Source organism: Nocardia niigatensis NBRC 100131, from assembly GCF_000308655.1.
GTDB lineage: Bacteria > Actinomycetota > Actinomycetes > Mycobacteriales > Mycobacteriaceae > Nocardia > Nocardia niigatensis.
The window spans coordinates 44,936-62,165 of sequence record NZ_BAGC01000043.1; the positions used below are offsets into that span (position 1 = coordinate 44,936).

Genomic DNA, 17,230 nt, shown 5'->3' on the forward strand with positions numbered 1-17,230 from the left:
GTCGCGGGTCCTCGTCTGCTTCCCTCCGAGAGTTGGAGGTTGGACGGGGTGGATGCACCGCCATCGCGGGCCGGAAGCAGGTTCGGGCCGTACGAGTTGCGCTCGCTGCTGGGCAGGGGCGGCATGGGAGAGGTCTACGAGGCCTACGACACCTCCAAGGATCGGGTCGTCGCGCTCAAGCTGCTACCGGAAGAACTCGCGAAGGATCCCTCGTACCAGGAGCGTTTCCGCCGGGAGTCGCAGGCGGCGGCCCGGCTGGCGGAACCGCACATCATCCCCATCCACGACTGGGGCGAGATCGACGGTGTGCTCTACATCGACATGCGGCTGGTGCGCGGGCAGGATCTGCGGTCGCTGCTGGACCGCTTCGGCCCGCTGCCGCCGCTGCGTGTCATCGGGATCATCGAGCAGATCGCCGCGGCGCTGGACGCCGCCCACTACTCGGGCCTGGTGCACCGGGACGTCAAACCCGCCAACATCCTGGTAACCGATGCGGATTTCGCATATCTCGCGGACTTCGGAATCGCACGGGCCGAGGGCGACTCCACCATCACGATGACCGGCACGGCCGTGGGCTCCTACGCCTATATGGCCCCTGAGCGCTTCGACGCCGGGCCGGTGTCCGGGCGCGCCGACATCTACTCGCTGGGCTGCGTGCTGCACGAGTGCCTCACCGGCGCCAAGCCCTTCCCGGCGCAGAACATGAGCGTGCTGATCCGCGCGCATCTGTCGGAGCCGCCACCGCTGACGAGCATGCTGCACACGGGGATTCCGCCCGCGCTGGATGCCGTGGTCGCCAAGGCGCTGGCCAAGGATCCGAACGCCCGATTCTTCACCGCCGGTGAATTCGCCCGGGCCGCCCGAGCGGCGCTGGCCGGCGGTCAGCCGGTACCCCCGTCCGGCGAACCGCCCCGGCCGGGCCGGACCGTGCCGCCGGGTCCGCCCGTCGGCCCGCCCCCGACCACCGTGCTGCCGACCGGCGGGCCCGCGGGCCCGCCGACCACCGTCATGCCCGGCGGGACGGCCACCGCGGGCCAGGGTGGCCGGAATGCCGACCCCACTGTGCGGCCGTCCGATCCGACCGCACGCCCCTCCGAACCTCCGGTGCGGCAACCCGGTTCCGGGCTCGGGCTGAACACCGGGCAGATCCCGGCCTACATCACCGGGTCCTTCCCGGCGGCCGAGGAACCCTCGCCCACCGGTGAGCTGCCGGTCATCCTGCCGTCGGATCCGACCCGGGTGCGGGTCAGCGACTTCCACTACACGCCGCTGCCGGCCGACGCCCACCAGCAGGCGGTCTGGGGCCACGCCCAGGCGCAGCAGCGGGACTTCCCGTACGCGCCGGCGCCGGATCCCGCGCTGTACCCGACCGCGGATCACCCCATCGTCCAGCCGCCGCCCCGCGAGCCGGGGAAGCGGCGCAAGGCCAAGTCGATCGCGGCGCCGCTGTCGATCGGCGTGCTGGTGGTGGCGGCGGCCGCCATCGCCGGCGCGGTGGGCTGGCAACTCCTCGACCGCCCCGGCAACGAAGCATCCATATCGACGGCACCACAGGGTGTTCCGGGCACCACCGCCCCGCGCTCGCAGCAGCCGAGCACGGCCGCGGCGACCCCGGCGCCCACCACTGTGCAACTGCCGGCCGGATCGACGTCGTGTCCACCGGTGTACGCGACGCTCGGCGGCTACGCCAACTCCGCGATCGGAAACACCGTCACGACTTGTCCTTTCGCGGAAGCGGTCCGCCGGGCTTATGCCGACGCGACTTCGGGCGGGCCGGCTTCGGCAGTTAGTGTGGTGGCAGTGAGCCCGGTGACCGGCCGGTCTTACACGATGAACTGTACGGCCGCAGGCAAATTGGTGACCTGCGTCGGCGGTGAGAACGCGGTGGTGTATGTCTACTGATCCAATTCCGGCCTGTCGCAAGAGATTCGTGCACGGGCTGGCGCTGGCGGCTGTCCTGGCAGTCTCGGCGTGCAGCGCGAATCTCGGTGCCGCACATCGCGCTTCGGCGCATTCGGATGGGATCAGGCCGGTCGGCGACAGCGCCGCGCTGCCGGTCCCGAGCATGATCGGCCCGGATCTGCCGGAGCTGTTCGGGCTGCCGAAATCCGTAGCGTTCGCAGCGGATTTCAATGATCTGAAGGCCACTCTGGACGGTCGCGTCGGCGTGGCCGTCATGCCCGTCGGCGGCGGCGACGTGACCCAGCTGGGTGAGTGGACCACCGGCATCGCCTGGTCCACCATCAAGGTGCCGCTGGCGCTCGCCGCGCTGCGCCACGATCCGGTGGGCATGCGCTCCACCGCCGAGGCCGCCATCACCTTCTCCGACAACGATGCGGCACAGACCCTCTGGTCCTCGCTGGGCACCGGCAGCGAGGCCGCCGACGCGGTCGAGGCGGTGCTGCGCGAGGCCGGCGACACCACCACGGACGTCGCCGCTCGCCACACCAAGCTGGCCGCCCTGGAGTCCGACGATCTGCTCGCCTTCGGCGCCACCGACTGGTCGCTTTCCGATCAGGTGCATTTCGCGTCGCGGCTGCCCTGCCTGCCGCGCGCCAATTCGGTGGTCTCGCTGATGAGTGAGATCACCCCCAGCCAGAGCTGGGGCCTGGGCCGGCTCATCGGCGCGGAATTCAAGGGCGGCTGGGGTCCCGACGACGATACCGGCAAGTACACCGTCCGCCAGTTCGGGCTGGTCCCGACGCTGAACGGACCGGTGGCGGTGGCGCTGGCGGCCGAGCCCACCTCGGGCAGTTTCGACGACGCCACCGACATGATGGACAAGCTCGCGCTGCTGGTCGGCGACCATCTACCGGACCTGCACGGCGGACTCTGCTCGCGCTAACACATTCGGCGCGAATCCGGGCCAAAATGCCCGGTACGCACGCCGAATCGGGCAAATAGTGGCGAAAAAGGCCCATACCCACCGCATTTGACCCCCACTGCCCCGACGCACAACAATCCTTGCGATTGACGGGTCCAGGTGTGTCCGCTAGGAACAGGGAACGCACCGGAACCGGGGCGGATGGAGGTTACTGGTGCAGGCACCGATTACACGCGGACGGCGATTCGCCCGTTCCGCCGGTCGCGGCGCCCTGGTGCTGCTGTTCGGCACGCTCACCGCGTGCAGCAGCCAACCGGTCCTGGTCCCGGACAAGACGACCATGGTGGCGGCGCCCGCGTCGCCCGCGGCCACCACGGTCCTCGCCCTGCCCGGCACCCTGGCCTGGGATTTCACCAATGACCTGAAGCCGGAACTGACCGGCAAGGTCGGGCTGGCCGTGATGCCGGTGGGCACCGATCGGGTGCTGGCACTGGGCGATTGGAGCACGGGCCCCGGCTGGTCGACCATGAAGGTCCCGCTGACGCTGGCCGCGCTGCGCAAGAACTCCGGCAATCAGGTCGCGGCCGTGAACGCGATCGAGTACTCCGACAACAGCGCCGCCGACACCCTCTGGCAGTCGCTGGGCACCCCCGAGGTCGCGGCCCAGACCGTCCAGGACGTGCTACGCGAGGGCGGCGACGCCGACACCACGGTGCCCGCCACTCGCGCCCGCGCCGACTACTCCGCCTTCGGTCAGGCCGACTGGTCGCTGGCGAATCAGCTGAAATTCGCCGCCAAACTCCCCTGCCTGGCGCAATCCGACGTCGTCACCTCGCTGATGGGCAAGATCAGCTCCACCCAGCGCTGGGGGCTGGGCAATCTGGACGGCGCGATCTTCAAGGGCGGCTGGGGGCCCGATCCGAGCGGCAACTACCTGGTCCGGCAGTTCGGGCTGATCCCCGTGGACGGCGGCCAGATCGCGATCGCGGTTGCCACCCAGCCCAATTCGGGGTCCTTCGATGACGGCACCGTCATCCTCACCAAGATCGCCACCCTGATCGGCAAGCACCTCGACGAGCTCAAGGGCGGTACCTGCGCCGCCGGCTAGCGGAAACCGTAACCCGGGGTTCACGGGGGCGGGGATCACAGGCGGCCGAACTCAGGGCAAGATGGGCATCATGCGCATCGGAGTCTTGACCGGAGGCGGAGACTGCCCAGGCCTGAATGCCGTGATCCGTGCTGTCGTTCGTACCGCGAACGGTCGGTGGGGGGATGCCATCGTGGGCTTCCAGGACGGCTGGCGCGGCCTACTCGAGGATCGCAAGATCCAGATCCTCAACAACGACCGCACCGATCGCCTGCTCACCAAGGGCGGCACCATCCTCGGCACCGCACGCACCAACCCGGATGTGCTGCGCGCCGGACTCCCCCGTATCAGGCAAACCCTCGACGACAACGGCATCGACGCGCTCATCCCCATCGGCGGCGAGGGCACCCTGACGGCCGCCTCGTGGCTGGCCGACGAGGGCGTGCCCGTGGTCGGCGTGCCCAAGACCATCGACAACGACATCGACTGCACCGACACCACATTCGGCCACGACACCGCAGTCTCCATCGCCACCGAGGCCATCGACCGGATCCACACCACGGCCGAGTCCCACCAGCGCGTCATGCTCGTCGAGGTGATGGGCCGGCACGCCGGCTGGATAGCCATCAACTCCGGCATCGCCTCCGGCGCGCATCTCACCCTGGTGCCCGAGGTGCCGTTCGACGTGGACGAGGTCTGCGCCATGGTGAAACGCCGCTTCCAGCGCGGGGATTCGCACTTCATCTGCGTGGTGGCCGAGGGCGCGCACCCCGACCCCGGCTCCATGACCCTGCGCGACGGCGGCATCGACGAATTCGGGCATGTGCGGTTCACCGGGGTGGCCCAGCAGCTCGCCCCGGAGATCGAGCGGCGCATCGGCAAGGAGGTCCGGGTGACGGTACTCGGGCATGTGCAACGCGGCGGCACACCTACCGCGTACGACCGCGTGCTGGCAACGCGTTTCGGCGTGCATGCCGCGGAAGCCGTGCACGCCGCGCGATTCGGGCAGATGGTGGCGTTGCGCGGCACCGAGATCGAGCTGGTGGCGCTGTCGGAGGCCACCAAGCAGCTCAAGCTGGTGCCGCCGGATCGGTACCGGGAGGGGGCCGCCTTCTTCGGCTGAGCCCGAACACCCTTCGGCATACGGCCCTCGCACCTGCTGGTGCGGGGGCCTTTTCACGTCACGGGTCCGGGATGGCCCGCGCGGTGCTGGGCTCGGTCCTCGCGGTGCTGGGCTCGGTCCTCGCGGTGCCGGGCTCAATCCTCCCGGTGCCCGGGCTCAATCCTCGCGGTGCTGGGCGTAGTGGCGGGCAGCGCGGGCGCGGTTGCCGCACGCCACTGAGCACCACTCCTGGCGCGGATGCGATTTCAGGAAGTACCGCACGCAGCGCGGGGCCGGACACGTGCGAATCTGGGCGGCCTCCGGGCCGGAGAAGAACTCGATGGTGGCGTCGGCCAGTCCGGCCATGACGGTGCCCAGGTCATCCGAGGTCAGCAGCCGGGGTTCGGCATGGGGGCCGGTGTCGTCCCAGGCCAGCAGCCGCAGGGCGGGGGCGGCCGCGCGGTTGACGGCGGCCAGCGCGTCCGGGAAGGGCGGCAGCACGGCAGCGTCGGCGGAGCTGGGCGGCTCGGGCGCAACGTATTCCGCGAACAGCGCGCGCACGTGCTGGCGCAGCTCGACCAGCGCGGCGCGCTCGTCCTCGGTGGGCAGGTAGGCCTCGAGGTCCAGGTACGCACCGACATTCGCGGCATTGGCGACGAGCCACTCCCGGGTGGATTCGCGGGTGCCGAAGGCGTCCGTCAGGCCACGGCTGGTGGCGCGGATGGTGTTCGCCAAACGGAGCGCCAAGGGATCGACCATAGCCACATTCTAACGGGTATTGCGCTTTCAATCCATGATGTTCTAACGTATGAAATCACAATCTTCCGTTAGAAAAATGAGGACGCCATGATCACCCCGATCGAGAACGCACCCCTGCTGGACGAGGTCAAGAAGCGGATGGGCCGGGTCCCGAACATGACCAAGGTGATGGCCAACGCGCCCGTGGTACTGGAGGGTTACCTCGGGCTGTCCGGCGCGCTGAAGAAAGGCGCGCTGCCCGCCCAGACCTCCGAGCGCATCGCCCTCACCGTCGGCGCGGCCAATGACTGCGGCTACTGCGTCGCGGCGCACACCTTCACCGGCAAGCGGGTCGCCAAGCTCAGCGACGCCGAGGTGGAGGCTGCCAAGGGCGGCACCTCCGCGGACCCGAAAGAGGCTGCGGCCGTGGCCTTCGCCCGCGAACTGACCGAGAGCCGGGGCAAGGCCGATCCGGCCGCCGCGCTGGCCGCGGGGTGGACGCAGGAGCAGGTGCTCGAAATCGTCGCCCTGGTCGCCCTGCAGACCCTGACCAACTACGTCAACAAGGTCGGCGAGACCGAAAACGACTGGCCCGCCGCGTAATCTGTCTCATTCCTGGCGTGGTCGGCCCCCTCGGGAGCCCCGCGCGGATCCTTAAGGTCGGAATCATGAACGCCGTCAAGACCACCAGCCTCGTCGACGCGCGGGTGCTGCGCAGCCTGCTCCACAACGGCATCGTCATCCGGGCGGTGGCGCTGGCCGTCGCCACCATCGTCCTGCTCGCCATCCACCACCCGACCTGGGTGCCCTACTCGGTGAGCATCTACGCCATCTGGAACGCCGCCGCCGTCACCCTCAACTCCGCCCGCGCCGCCACCGCGCGCGCGGCCTGAATCCCCTGTGCCGCCACCGGACTCCGCCGGGCGAGGTTCAGTAGTCGAACCGCCCGGCGGACACGGCGGCGGTGAAACGATCCCAGTCCGCCGGCGGGAAGATCAACGCCGGACCGCTGGGGTTCTTGCTGTCCCGGACTCCGACGCCACCGGACAGGAAGGCGACTTCCACGCATTCCTTCGCACCGGTGCTGCGGGCGCTCTTGAACCACCGGACGCCGGGTTCGACGGTCACGTCGCGTACTCCTTCGCTACCCTCCGCAGGAGGTCTCTGCTGGTCGTCTCGTCCAGCGCGGCGCGCTGAATCGCTTGGTACGCCTCGCGGTATCGGTCGACCGCGGCTCGCTTCTCCAGGTAGAGGTCGCCGAGGAAGTTCTCCAGGTAGACGACCGTGGGTTCGACACTCCGGTTGCCCGCGTCCCGGCCGAAGTCCAGGATCACGAACGGGCCGACGGTGTGGCCGATCGGTACGCCCGCCGAGAAGGGTAGTACACGAACAGCGATCGACGGCAGTGTCGACATGTCGGCGACGCGTCGCAGCTGCGCGGCCATCACGTGCGGGCCGCCGACAACGCGATGCAATGCGGTTTCGTGCACCACGACGTCAAAGGAGGCCGGACTTCGCTTGCGTGTCAAGAGGCTTTGACGACGGGTTTTCAACTGCACCCGGCGGTCCAGTTCGTCCCGCGCAGCATCCGGCCAGTAATCATTGATCAGCACCCGTGCGTACTCGGCGGTCTGGAACAGGCCGGGGATGATCTCCGGCTGATAGGAGACGAGGGCTCGCGCCGAAGCCTCCAGGCCCACATACACATTGAAACCCTCGGGAATCAGATCGTCGTATTCGTGCCACCAGGACTTGACGCTGGCCTGTTGCGCGAGGCCGGTCAGCGCCGAACTGAACTCGTCGTCGAAGTCGTAGATCCGGCACAATTCCCGGACATCGAGCACCCGGATCTTCTCGGCATTACCGGTTTCCAGGCGCTGCAGCTTCGATTCGCTCCACTCCATCAGCGCCGCCGCCTCGGCGATCGTCATATTGCACTGCATCCGGCCTTCCCGCAGGTATCGCCCCAGTTGACGACGCGGCAGACTCGAACCATGCTCCGACATCGAATCCTCCCCCACGAAGACGGTTTTCGCTCACTGCGAATGATGCTCCCACGCGATATGAATGCTGACCTGGCGCTTCCGGAAAGTTTCCCACCGCGCCGCGGCTTCGATTGCCGGTTCGCCGAAACGGTGCTGGACTGGAGGCGCGCCCGGTGAGAAACCGGAGCCCTGATATCTCTGGACCACTCGTCCCCGAGCCGGGCGCACCCAATTCCCGCCCCAGGCCCATCAGGCCAGGCAGATCCACAAGTTCCGCACCGTGGACAACTGCCTCGTCCGCCGCCGCGCCCGCCAAATCCTGGTCGACCGGGACCAAATGGTCCTCGGCGACCGGGCCGGTCCGAGCCCGCGACCGAAGTCCAATGGGCCCCGTAGCCCCGACCTGCCTACCCCGACACCACGACAACGGCCACGATCACCATCAGCACCAGCGCCGCCACCGCCAGCCCCAGTACCAGCAACGCGGTCAACTGCGACGCCTCTGCCCGCTGTGACGTCGGAATCAGCCCGGGCCGCACCGGATTCCCCGGATAGGGTGGACCGCCGTACCCAGGCCCACCCGGCGCCATACCCCCATAACTCGCGTATCCCGGCATCCCCGACATCGGCGCCCCGGATCCCGGTATTTCACCCCCCGAAACCGGCTCGGACACAGCGAAATCCGGCGCGGCCGGCTCGAACGTCAGCCCGCCAACGCCATCCGCCCCTCCGGCGATCTCGGTCCCACCGGGCACGAAAGCCCCCGAATTCGGATGCCGCGACACCTCGCCCGATTCATCCTCGGCGCCACCGGAATCCGCCGCCCCTGCGCCGGCACCGGACTCCGCAGCCGCGCCCGGCGGTACCCCCTCAGCAGCAGATTCCGCTCCCGTGGACCCAGAGGCTTCGCCACCGGGAACCACCTGACCCGCGTCGTCGGCTGCACCGGGTGGCGTACCAGCCGACTCCGCTTCCGCCGCAACCGCTGTCGACCCGGCCTCCTCACCCGATGCAGCGGACGGCGCAACATCCACCGCGTCGGGCTGCGCGAGCACCGTCACCGGCTCGGCGATGATCTCCTCGAAGCCGGGTGTCCCGGAAGTCCCGTCGCCACTCGGCTTCGCCATGCCCGCGTCGCCAGATTCACCGGAATCCGAATCCCCTGGCGAGACGGCTCCGGCCGGGTCGGACGAATCCTCCATCGGCGCTGCCGATCCCGCACATTCTGGCCGGCCGGTAGCCGACGCCTCGTGCGCCGTTTCGAGCCCGCCCCTTTCCACTGCGGGGGATTCATCCGGGCGGGGCGCTGAAACCACAGGCTGCGGCACGATATCCGTCGGTCGCTGCGACGCATCGTCCGTCGCCACCGGCTGTCCCTGCGGCGCAGGGTAGCCGGTGCCTGCCACAGGTTGGCCGGTTTGCGGAAACTCGCGGACGACCGGCCCGGAACCGATATGCCCCATCGGGTTCGGCTGCTGCGGTCGAGACGGGTAGCCGGACGCACCGGCGAGCTGGGGCTGCGGCGGTGCGGCGTAACCCGCGGGCGCGGGTTCCTGAGTCGATGGATAGGGCCGGACGGTCGGCCCGGAACTGACCCGATCGGTGTCCTGTGGCGTGGGGGGCACCGCTGCGCCTGGTTGCGGAGTCGGGTAACCCGAGGCGTCGGCGGGCTGTGGCGGCGGCGCGGGATAGCCCGACGGTGCGGCGGGCTGCTGCGGGGGCGCCGGGTAGCCCTGAGCGGCGGGCTGCTGGGCGCCCAGCGGTGCGGACTGTGGTTGCGGTGCGGGGTAATTGGGCGCGTGCGGGGGCGGGGGGTAGGACCCGGGCGGGATGACGGTGGCCGGGTAGCCCTGGGGTGGAACGGGGTACGCCGGGGCGGGGTAGGGCTGGGGGGCGGCGTAATTGGGCTGGGGGGCGGAGGGATTGGGGTAGGTGGGATGCTGGTGGACCGGATGCTGGGCCGGGGGGCCGGAGAGGGCTCGGCGCGCGGCCTTGGCGAAATCGGTGCAGGTGGGGAAGCGGTCGGCGGGACGCTTGGCCATGGCCTTGGTGAGGACGGCGTCCATGGCCGGGGAGAGACCGGGGCGGCGGAGAGAAACCGGGGGTGGAAGCAGCTGGAGGTGGCCGCGGATCAGTTCGGCGGGGTGGGGTGAGTCGTAGGGGCCCGCGCCGATGAGGAGCCAGTACAGGGCGCAGGCCAGGGAGTACTGGTCGGTGGCGGGGTCGAGATGGGCGCCGGTCATCTGCTCGGGCGAGGCATAGGCCAGGGTGGCGGTGAACATGCCGGCCTGGGTGAGGTGGGTGGAGTCCTCGCGCAGCCGGGCGATGCCGAAGTCGGTGAGGAAGACCCGCTCGCCGTGACCGGCCACGGCCCGCGCCAGGATGATGTTGGCGGGCTTCACATCCCGGTGCAGCACGCCCATGCCGTGCGCGTAGTCGAGCGCGCTGGCGACCCCCTCGATCACCTGCACCGCGCGCTCGGGCGGCAGCGTGGCGACATTGATGCCGGCGGCGTCCACCCCGTCCACGTACTGCATGGAGATCCACAGCATCTCGTCCTCGGTGCCGCGGTCGTACACCTCGACGATATTGGGGTGGTCCAGTCGCGCGACCAGATCCGCCTCGCGTTCGAACCGGGCGCGAATCTCCCTGTCCGCGTACAGTTCCCGATTCAGCAGCTTCAGTGCCGTCAACTTGCCCAGGCGGGGATGCCGGGCGAGATAGACCGAACCCATCCCGCCCTGACCGAGCAGTCGTTCGATGGTGAACCCGGCGAACACGTCACCGCTATTCAGCACTGGCTACGACCCCCTTCCGGTGACGTACAAGTCCGTGAGCCTACCCGTCGAAACCCTGTCCGGGCAGGTCAGCCCGGGGTCACCAGTCCGGATTCGTAGGCCAGCACCACCGCCTGCGCACGATCGCGCAGGTTCAGTTTGGTGAAGACCTTCGACACGTGCGTCTTGACCGTTTGTTCTGCGACAAAAAGGCTTTCGGCGATCTCGGCATTCGACATGCCGCGCGCCACCAGCTCCAGCACCTCACGCTCGCGCGGGGTCAGCACCGACAGCTGCGGCGCGGGCGCACGACGGGCGCGGCGGCGCGTGACATCGGCGATCAGCCGGCGTGTCACGGTCGGGGCGAGCAGCGCGTCACCGGCGGCCACCACCCGCACCGCGCGGACCAGTTCCTCGGCAGGCGCATCCTTGAGCAGGAACCCGCTGGCCCCGATGGTCAGGGCCTCATAGACGTAGTCGTCGATATCGAAGGTGGTGAGCATGAGCACCCGCACCGGCGGTTCGAAACCGGCGGAGAGGATCGAGCGGGCAGCGTCGAGCCCGTTCATCTCCGGCATGCGCACATCCATCAGCACCACATCGGGGCGCAGCCGCTTCGCCTCGGCCACAGCGATTTTCCCGTCCGCCGCGTCCCCGACCACGCTGATGTCGGGCTGCGCCGCCAGCAACGCCCCGAACCCCTGCCGCACCATCGCCTGGTCGTCGGCGATCAACACGGTTATCGCCACAGTCCCACCTCACGCACGCCACCGAGTTTGCCATGCCCCGGCCGGGACGGCCCGCGCGACGACGACTTCGCACCCCCTGCCCCAGCACGCCCCCGCGGGCCGGGCCGCGGCTCAGAAGCCGGATCCGAGCGCCCCCGCCGAACCCACCACACTCAGCGCCGCCGCCAACGGCAACCGGGCCTGCACCTCGAACCCACCGTCCGGCCGGGGCCCGGCGGTGAGCACGCCACCAACCGCGGCCGCACGGGTCTGCATCCCGGCGATACCGCTGCCGGACGTGCCCGAATGGTCGCCCGGGCGCACCGCGATCGGCCGGTCGTTCGCGACGTTCAGGGTCAGCTCGCCCGCGCAGGCGAGCTGGACCCGCACCGCCGCGCCCGGTGCGTGCCGGGACGCATTGGCCAGCGACTCCTGCACGATCCGGTAGAGCGCCAGACCCGTGGTCTCGGGCACGGCGTCGAGACTGCCGTCGACGGTCCAGGTGAGCGGCACCCCGGCCCGCTGCGCACCCTCGAGCAGGCCCGGGACGTCGGCGGCCGCGGGCTGCGGCGCGTGCTCGGGTAGCTGCCCATCACTGCGCAGCACGCCCAGCATGCCGCGAATCTCGTTGAGCGCCGCCCGCGCACCGGTGCCGATGGACTCGAATTCGGCCCGGGCCTCCGCCGACAGCCCGTTGATCCGGTAGGGCGCGGTCTGCGCCTGCACCACCACCATCGACATGTGGTGTGCCACCACGTCGTGCAGGTCGCGGGCGATACGCGCCTTCTCCTCGAGGATGGCGCGGCGGGCCCGCTCCAACTCGGTCTCTTCCTCCGATCTGAGCAGCGCCTGCCGCGACAGCACCACCCACCGGATGAGCAGACCGAACACCACCAGCCCGGTGATGGCCAGCGGCCAGCCGAACCCGGATTCGGCGAAACTGTCCCCGGTCTGGGCCATGGCGGTGGCGAACAGCAGGGACGTGGCCACCCACACCACCGCCACGATCCGGATGGGGGCGCGCACGGCCACCGCGAACACCATGGCGAACAGCACCAGGATGTGCACCACCTGGAACGGGATCGTGTTGCCCGGCTGATGCGGCACCGCGAGCGCGATCATCAGCGCCGAACCGGCCGAAACCGCCCATCCCAGTGGCGGATTCACCCGCACCAGCAGGATCGGGAACGCGGCGAAGCCCGCGATGAACGGCGCGGCCGCCGCCGGCACCTTGTGCGTCAGATGCAGCGTCGGCCACGCCACCGCGATGAAGACGATCGCGAGCAGGACCGTGAATCCGTCGAACACCTGCCGCGCCCGTGCGAGACGGGCCTGCCCAGACACCTTTTCGACCATGGCCTCGACGGTAGAGACTCCCCGCCGCCCGCACCTCATACCCCTGAGTGATCTCCCACCCCCTACCCCGGTACGAGACGCCCGCCCGCCTCCCCCGCCCCGCCCACCGCGGAACCGCCCCGCAGGCTGAGGCCCCGGTCGGAGCCCGATTCCTAGCGTCGAGACCCATGAGAGCGCTCCCGAATTCCCGCCGGACTTCGCCCCGTTCCACCCGGCCCGCCACCACCCGCGACGATCAGCCGGGCTCGCCGCTGGGCTCCCTCCGCCGGTTCGGTGTGCTGGCCGCCGCGGCGACGATCACCTGCTCGGCCGCCGTCGCCTTCGCCCCCGGCGCCGGTGCGTCGATCAGCCCTGCCGTGCCCGAGAGCGACACCGCGCACACCGGCATCCTGCAAGCGGTCTCCGCGCACCCGGATCCCACGCTCATCCCGGACGACTTCGTCACCGCGGCCGGATACCGCCCGGTCATCGAGGCGGGCATGCTCATCGACCCGAACGGTGACTGCTCCTCCCCCGTCCCGCTCCCCGCCGAGTTCGAGTCGGCCTGCAAATCCCACGACCTCGGCTACGACCTGCTGCGCTACGCCGCCGCCCACGGCCGGCCCCTCGGCCCCTGGGCCCGCCAAACCGTGGACGCCGCACTGGAGCACCGCATGCACGCGGCCTGCGACACCCGCGAAAACCCGGTCTCCCGAGCCCAATGCCAGGTCATGGCCACCGTCGCCACCACCGCCGTGGACCTGAACTCCATCCGCCAGGACTACGGCAACCCCGTCTACGAGCCGTTCTTCGAGCACTCCGGCGACGCCCCCTCCCCCGCCACCCTCACCCTCGCGGGTCTCGGCCTGGCCGCCGGACTGGCCGGTGCGGCAACCGTTCTCGCGCGCCGCACCCGCCGGACCGCTCCGGCCTTCGGCTTCGGCGAGGCGGCGGTCGCGCGGTGATCCGGCACGATGCGGTGCGAAGCCCCGACGAACGCGCGATTCAGCACGTCCCCACGATCTCACCGGACATCTCGCCCGCCGCAGTCGATTCCGATGGGAACAGCGCGGAACCGAGAACCACCACCGACCGCGGTTCGGCCGGCGGCCGAGTCACGGCAGACTGCGATTCGAGCGCACCGCGTTCCCTGCGCTCAAAGGCCGACCTCCCGGTCCGGCCGCGAATGTGGTTCGAGCGGGCTGGGTTTCGGGCGCCGCGGATGGGGACGAGTCTAGCGGTGGCCGGGGGGACGGTGATTTCGCTGGCGCCCGGGTTGCTGCCGCGGACGCCGTCGGCGCAGGCGATCCTGACGGCGCTGCTGGTGGTGATCGGGTTGGGGGTGGCGGCGATCATCCGGATGATGTTGCGGTGGACGCGGTTCGGGGTCGCGCACTTCCCGCGCGGGCGGGTGCCGGCGTCGATCGTCGCGGTGGTGGTGGTCGGGGTCGCGATGGGTGGGGCCGAGCAGTGGCAGAACAGGCTGCGGGCGGCGATGGGGGTGGGCGGGATAGGACCGGGCTATTGGGCGAGGTGGCTGGCGTGGACGATTCCGCTGGTGGTCGTGGTGGTGGCCCTCGCGCGCGGGATCGGCTGGGTGGCGCGGCGGTTGGGGCGGGTGCGCACTGTGGCGGCGGGGGTGGCGTTGCTGGTGGCGGGGCAGCTGGTGATCGCGCCGACGGTGGTGGAGTGGCGGCGGGCGGCGTTCGCGGCGGCCAATTCGTATGTGGATCCGGAGCTGGTGCAACCGGGTTCGCCGACCCGGTCGGGCAGTCCGATGTCGATGGCGAGCTGGCCGTCGCTGGGGGCGCAGGGCCGGCGGTTCGTGGCGGGGACGCCATCGCGGACCGTGCGGGTGTATGTCGGGTTGAACTCCGCGCCCGATCTGGATTCCCGGGTGGCGCTGGCGATCCGGGAGCTGGAGCGCACCGGCGGATTGCGACGCCGCAATCTGGTGGTGACGGTGCCGACCGGTTCGGGCTGGATCGACAGTGACGCGGCCGAGGGGCTCGATGCCCGCTTCGGCGGCGACGTCGCGCTGGTCGGTCTGCAGTACTCCGACGCCCCGAGCTGGGTCACCTTCGTCTTCGGCCGCAGCGCCGCCGAGCAGTCCGCCCGCGCCCTGTTCCGGGCGGTGGAGCAACGGATTTCGGCGCTACCGGACCCGCCTCGCCTCTACATCTACGGCCAGAGTCTGGGCGCGCTGGGCGGCAGCGCCGTCTTCGCCGATGCCGCCGACCAGGACAGCCGCACCTGCGGCGCGCTGTGGGCGGGCCCGCCCGCCGGGCAGGTGCATCGCGGCCGCGCGACGGTGCTGGCCAATGCCTCCGATCCGGTGGTGCATTGGTCACCGGCCCTGCTGTGGCGCGCACCGGATCTCACCGGCACCCGCCCGGACGCGCCGGTCCCGCACTGGCTTCCGGTGATCAGCTTCCTGCAGACCACCGCCGACCTGCTGGGCGCGCTCGACGCGCCGCCCGGCCACGGTCACCGCTACGGCGTCGACCAGGGCACGGTCATGCCGGGTTGCTGAGCGGCGCCGTGGAATTCGCGGGTGAAGTCGGCGGCCAGCCGTTCGATGGCGGCCGCCGCATCGAGCCCGGAGCGCCAGCGGGCGGGGATGGCGTCCACTCCGAGCCGGGCCCCCAGCAGCGCACCGCAGACGGCCCCGGTCGAGTCGCTGTCCCCGGAGTGATTGACCGACAGCAGCACGCCGTTGCGGAAGATCTGTTCCGGTGTGCCGCCGACATTCTCGGCGCACACCGCCGCGCACACCCCCAGCGCCAGCGCCTCGGACCCGATGACGCCGGTGCCGAGCGGTTCCAGCAGTCCGGGCGCCGGCATGGGCCGTCCCCGGAAGGCCGCGGTGTCGGCCAGCCGCACGGCGGCGTCCAGCGCCTGGGTGGTCTCCTCGTGATCGCGGTTGCGGATCAGATGCGCCCGGGCCCGCTCCACCGCCGACCGCACGTCCAGCCCCCGGCCCAGCCCGTACACGATGGCCGCGAACGTGCCCGCCGGCAGCCAGCCGCTCGGATTCCCGTGGGTGAGTGCCGCCGCGTCACAGGCCAATTCGAAGGCGTACTCCAGCGAGGGCATGAACCCGCACGGCGCGGACCGCACCGTGGCGGCACAGCCCTTGGAGTCGTTGATCGGATGATCGCGGGTGCCCAGCGGAATCCCGGGCCGCTGCCGCGAGGCCACCCGCAGCATGGCCGAGATGGTCGTCTGCGTCGGGCCGCGATAGGTCATGAGCTCCGGGTAGCCGGTCAGCCCGCTCTGCAACGGCACCGGCTGTTCCGGCACCGCCGCCTGCCCCTGCCCGCGCAGCCACACCAGCAGGTTCTCCTGGATCATGCCGACCGCGGCGGCGGTCCCGCGATCGCGCACCCGCGCGCTGCGGATGAGCGCCTCCATGGTGAACAGCGCCAGCTGCGTCTCGTCGGAGATGCGGCCCCGGTAACCGCTGCCCTCCCCGGTGACGCCCTGAATCCCGTAGCGCTGCTGGATGTTCGGCAGCAGCATGGTCTCGATCGGCGCGCCCAGCGCGTCCCCGACGGCCCCGCCGAACAGGCAGCCGAGCACGGTGTCCGGACGCGGCAGCCGATCCGCGACCTGCCCGCGCGGCCGCCGTACCAGCGACACCGGTTCGGCCACCGTCTCCCAGGCGGTCTGCGCGAATTCGTAGCAGGTCTCGTAGCGGTCGCGCGGATCCTTGGACAGCGCCTTTCGCAGCACCGCGTCCAGTTCGGCGGGCAGTTCAGGCCGCAGCAGGCTCACGTCCGGCGGCGGCGACTGCAGATGCCCGAGCATGACCGTCGCGATATTCGGCGCGTCGAACGGTCCGCGCCCGGTGAGCAGCCGGAACAGCGTGCACGCCAGCGAATACTGATCCGAGCGCGGCCCCATGGGCGCGGAGGTGAGCTGTTCCGGAGAGGCGTAGGCCAGGGTGGCGTTGAGCATGCCGGTGCGGGTCAGGTGCGCGGTGTCGTCGAGCACCCGGGCGATGCCGAAGTCACTGAGCAGGGCCCGCTCCGCGAATCCGGTGCCGATGCCGCCGGAGCGGGACAGCAGGATATTGGCGGGCTTCACATCCCGGTGCAGCACACCGCGCCCGTGGGCGTAATCCAGTGCGGCCGCGGTCTGCACGATGATCTCGACCGCCCGGTCGGGGCTGAGGTCGTAGGGGTCGATGGAGGCGCAGTCGACGCCGTCCACGTACTGCATGGCGATCCACAGCCGCTCGTCCTCGTCGCCACGGTCGTAGACGGTGATGATGTTGGGATGGTCGAGCTGGGCGATGACGTCGGCCTCGCGTTCGAAACGCGTCCGGGTCTCGTTGTCGCCGAACATCTCCCGGTGCAGCAGTTTGAGCGCGATGAGCCGCGGAAGCCGAGGGTGGCGGGCAGCGTAGACCGAACCCATTCCGCCACGGCCCACTTCGCGCTCGATCACGTAGCCCGCGAAGACCTCGCCGCGTCGCAACATCCCCAAGAAACCCTTCACACACGCCGAACGGCTGTCAGCCTACCGGCCTGGACCGACACGCCGCAGGCATTGCCGGATCGGCCGGACGCGAAAACCGGCGGAATCGGACAAGCTGGGCAGCGGGCAGCGGGCACGGCGGGCGGACAGCGCACGGCCCCCGCCGGACGAT

General features: G+C 70.4%; 15 protein-coding genes. 8 read left to right on the forward strand and 7 right to left on the reverse strand.

The window, feature by feature from the left end; genetic code table 11:
- Positions 1-48: 48 nt before the first annotated feature.
- From ON33_RS17540 to ON33_RS17555, 4 genes are all read left to right on the forward strand, one after another.
- Positions 49-1,902, forward strand: a complete 1,854-nt coding sequence (locus ON33_RS17540) for a serine/threonine-protein kinase (protein ID WP_040860056.1) — start codon at positions 49-51, stop codon at positions 1,900-1,902.
- The gene (locus ON33_RS17545; protein WP_051152405.1) at positions 1,892-2,845 is read left to right on the forward strand and encodes a serine hydrolase; all 954 of its coding nucleotides are present in this window, start codon (positions 1,892-1,894) and stop codon (positions 2,843-2,845) included. Before ON33_RS17540 ends, ON33_RS17545 begins: the two co-directional genes overlap by 11 nt.
- Before the next feature lie 193 nt (positions 2,846-3,038).
- Positions 3,039-3,932, forward strand: a complete 894-nt coding sequence (locus ON33_RS17550) for a serine hydrolase (RefSeq protein WP_085996781.1) — start codon at positions 3,039-3,041, stop codon at positions 3,930-3,932.
- A gap of 70 nt (positions 3,933-4,002) precedes the next feature.
- A complete protein-coding gene (locus ON33_RS17555; protein WP_040860505.1) occupies positions 4,003-5,034 on the forward strand; it encodes an ATP-dependent 6-phosphofructokinase in 1,032 nt (343 codons plus the stop codon).
- Between the two features lie 156 nt (positions 5,035-5,190).
- Here ON33_RS17555 and ON33_RS17560 read toward each other — a convergent pair whose 3' ends face one another.
- Complete coding sequence (locus ON33_RS17560) at positions 5,191-5,772, reverse strand: CGNR zinc finger domain-containing protein (protein WP_040860057.1); 582 nt, start codon at positions 5,770-5,772, stop codon at positions 5,191-5,193.
- 87 nt (positions 5,773-5,859) lie between these two features.
- On the opposite strand from ON33_RS17560, the gene ON33_RS17565 reads away from it, so the two are divergent.
- Complete coding sequence (locus ON33_RS17565; protein WP_040860058.1) at positions 5,860-6,354, forward strand: carboxymuconolactone decarboxylase family protein; 495 nt, start codon at positions 5,860-5,862, stop codon at positions 6,352-6,354.
- 65 nt (positions 6,355-6,419) lie between these two features.
- The gene (locus ON33_RS17570) at positions 6,420-6,644 is read left to right on the forward strand and encodes a hypothetical protein (protein WP_040860059.1); all 225 of its coding nucleotides are present in this window, start codon (positions 6,420-6,422) and stop codon (positions 6,642-6,644) included.
- A 37-nt stretch (positions 6,645-6,681) separates the two neighbouring features.
- Here the strand turns inward: ON33_RS17570 and ON33_RS17575 are convergent, their stop codons facing one another.
- From ON33_RS17575 to ON33_RS17595, 5 genes are all read right to left on the reverse strand, one after another.
- Entirely contained in the window at positions 6,682-6,879 is a 198-nt protein-coding gene (locus ON33_RS17575) for a DUF397 domain-containing protein (RefSeq protein ID WP_040860060.1), read from the reverse strand.
- A complete protein-coding gene (locus ON33_RS17580) occupies positions 6,876-7,757 on the reverse strand; it encodes a helix-turn-helix domain-containing protein (RefSeq protein ID WP_040860061.1) in 882 nt (293 codons plus the stop codon). Before ON33_RS17580 ends, ON33_RS17575 begins: the two co-directional genes overlap by 4 nt.
- 386 nt (positions 7,758-8,143) lie before the next feature.
- Entirely contained in the window at positions 8,144-10,534 is a 2,391-nt protein-coding gene (locus ON33_RS39745) for a serine/threonine-protein kinase (protein ID WP_083869052.1), read from the reverse strand.
- Positions 10,535-10,602: 68 nt separating this feature from the next.
- Entirely contained in the window at positions 10,603-11,262 is a 660-nt protein-coding gene (locus ON33_RS17590) for a response regulator (RefSeq protein ID WP_040860062.1), read from the reverse strand.
- A 111-nt stretch (positions 11,263-11,373) separates the two neighbouring features.
- The gene (locus ON33_RS17595) at positions 11,374-12,597 is read right to left on the reverse strand and encodes a sensor histidine kinase (protein ID WP_040860063.1); all 1,224 of its coding nucleotides are present in this window, start codon (positions 12,595-12,597) and stop codon (positions 11,374-11,376) included.
- 167 nt (positions 12,598-12,764) lie between these two features.
- On the opposite strand from ON33_RS17595, the gene ON33_RS17600 reads away from it, so the two are divergent.
- On the forward strand, positions 12,765-13,541 hold the full coding sequence (locus ON33_RS17600) for a hypothetical protein (protein WP_040860064.1): 777 nt from the start codon (positions 12,765-12,767) through the stop codon (positions 13,539-13,541).
- 257 nt (positions 13,542-13,798) lie between these two features.
- Positions 13,799-15,109 carry an alpha/beta-hydrolase family protein gene (locus ON33_RS17605; protein WP_245550571.1) on the forward strand — a complete coding sequence of 437 codons (1,311 nt, stop codon included), beginning with the start codon at positions 13,799-13,801 and terminating at the stop codon, positions 15,107-15,109.
- On the opposite strand, the gene ON33_RS38290 is transcribed toward ON33_RS17605, so the two are convergent.
- Positions 15,070-17,061, reverse strand: coding sequence for an ADP-ribosylglycohydrolase family protein (locus ON33_RS38290; RefSeq protein WP_051152407.1), 1,992 nt, complete (start codon positions 17,059-17,061; stop codon positions 15,070-15,072). The two genes, ON33_RS17605 and ON33_RS38290, sit on opposite strands and share 40 nt — an antisense overlap.
- Between the last annotated feature and the right edge of the window lie 169 nt (positions 17,062-17,230).

Bases quoted from the DNA above. Each gene is read 5' to 3' on its own strand.
- ON33_RS17545 (WP_051152405.1), top strand. From the start codon at position 1,892: ATGTCTACTGATCCAATTCCGGCCTGTCGCAAGAGATTCGTGCACGGG.
- ON33_RS17555 (WP_040860505.1), top strand. From the start codon at position 4,003: ATGCGCATCGGAGTCTTGACCGGAGGCGGAGACTGCCCAGGCCTGAAT.
- ON33_RS17560 (WP_040860057.1), bottom strand. From the start codon at position 5,772: ATGGTCGATCCCTTGGCGCTCCGTTTGGCGAACACCATCCGCGCCACC.
- ON33_RS17565 (WP_040860058.1), top strand. From the start codon at position 5,860: ATGATCACCCCGATCGAGAACGCACCCCTGCTGGACGAGGTCAAGAAG.
- ON33_RS17570 (WP_040860059.1), top strand. From the start codon at position 6,420: ATGAACGCCGTCAAGACCACCAGCCTCGTCGACGCGCGGGTGCTGCGC.
- ON33_RS17580 (WP_040860061.1), bottom strand. From the start codon at position 7,757: ATGTCGGAGCATGGTTCGAGTCTGCCGCGTCGTCAACTGGGGCGATAC.
- ON33_RS17595 (WP_040860063.1), bottom strand. From the start codon at position 12,597: ATGGTCGAAAAGGTGTCTGGGCAGGCCCGTCTCGCACGGGCGCGGCAG.
- ON33_RS17600 (WP_040860064.1), top strand. From the start codon at position 12,765: ATGAGAGCGCTCCCGAATTCCCGCCGGACTTCGCCCCGTTCCACCCGG.
- ON33_RS17605 (WP_245550571.1), top strand. From the start codon at position 13,799: ATGGGGACGAGTCTAGCGGTGGCCGGGGGGACGGTGATTTCGCTGGCG.
- ON33_RS38290 (WP_051152407.1), bottom strand. From the start codon at position 17,061: ATGTTGCGACGCGGCGAGGTCTTCGCGGGCTACGTGATCGAGCGCGAA.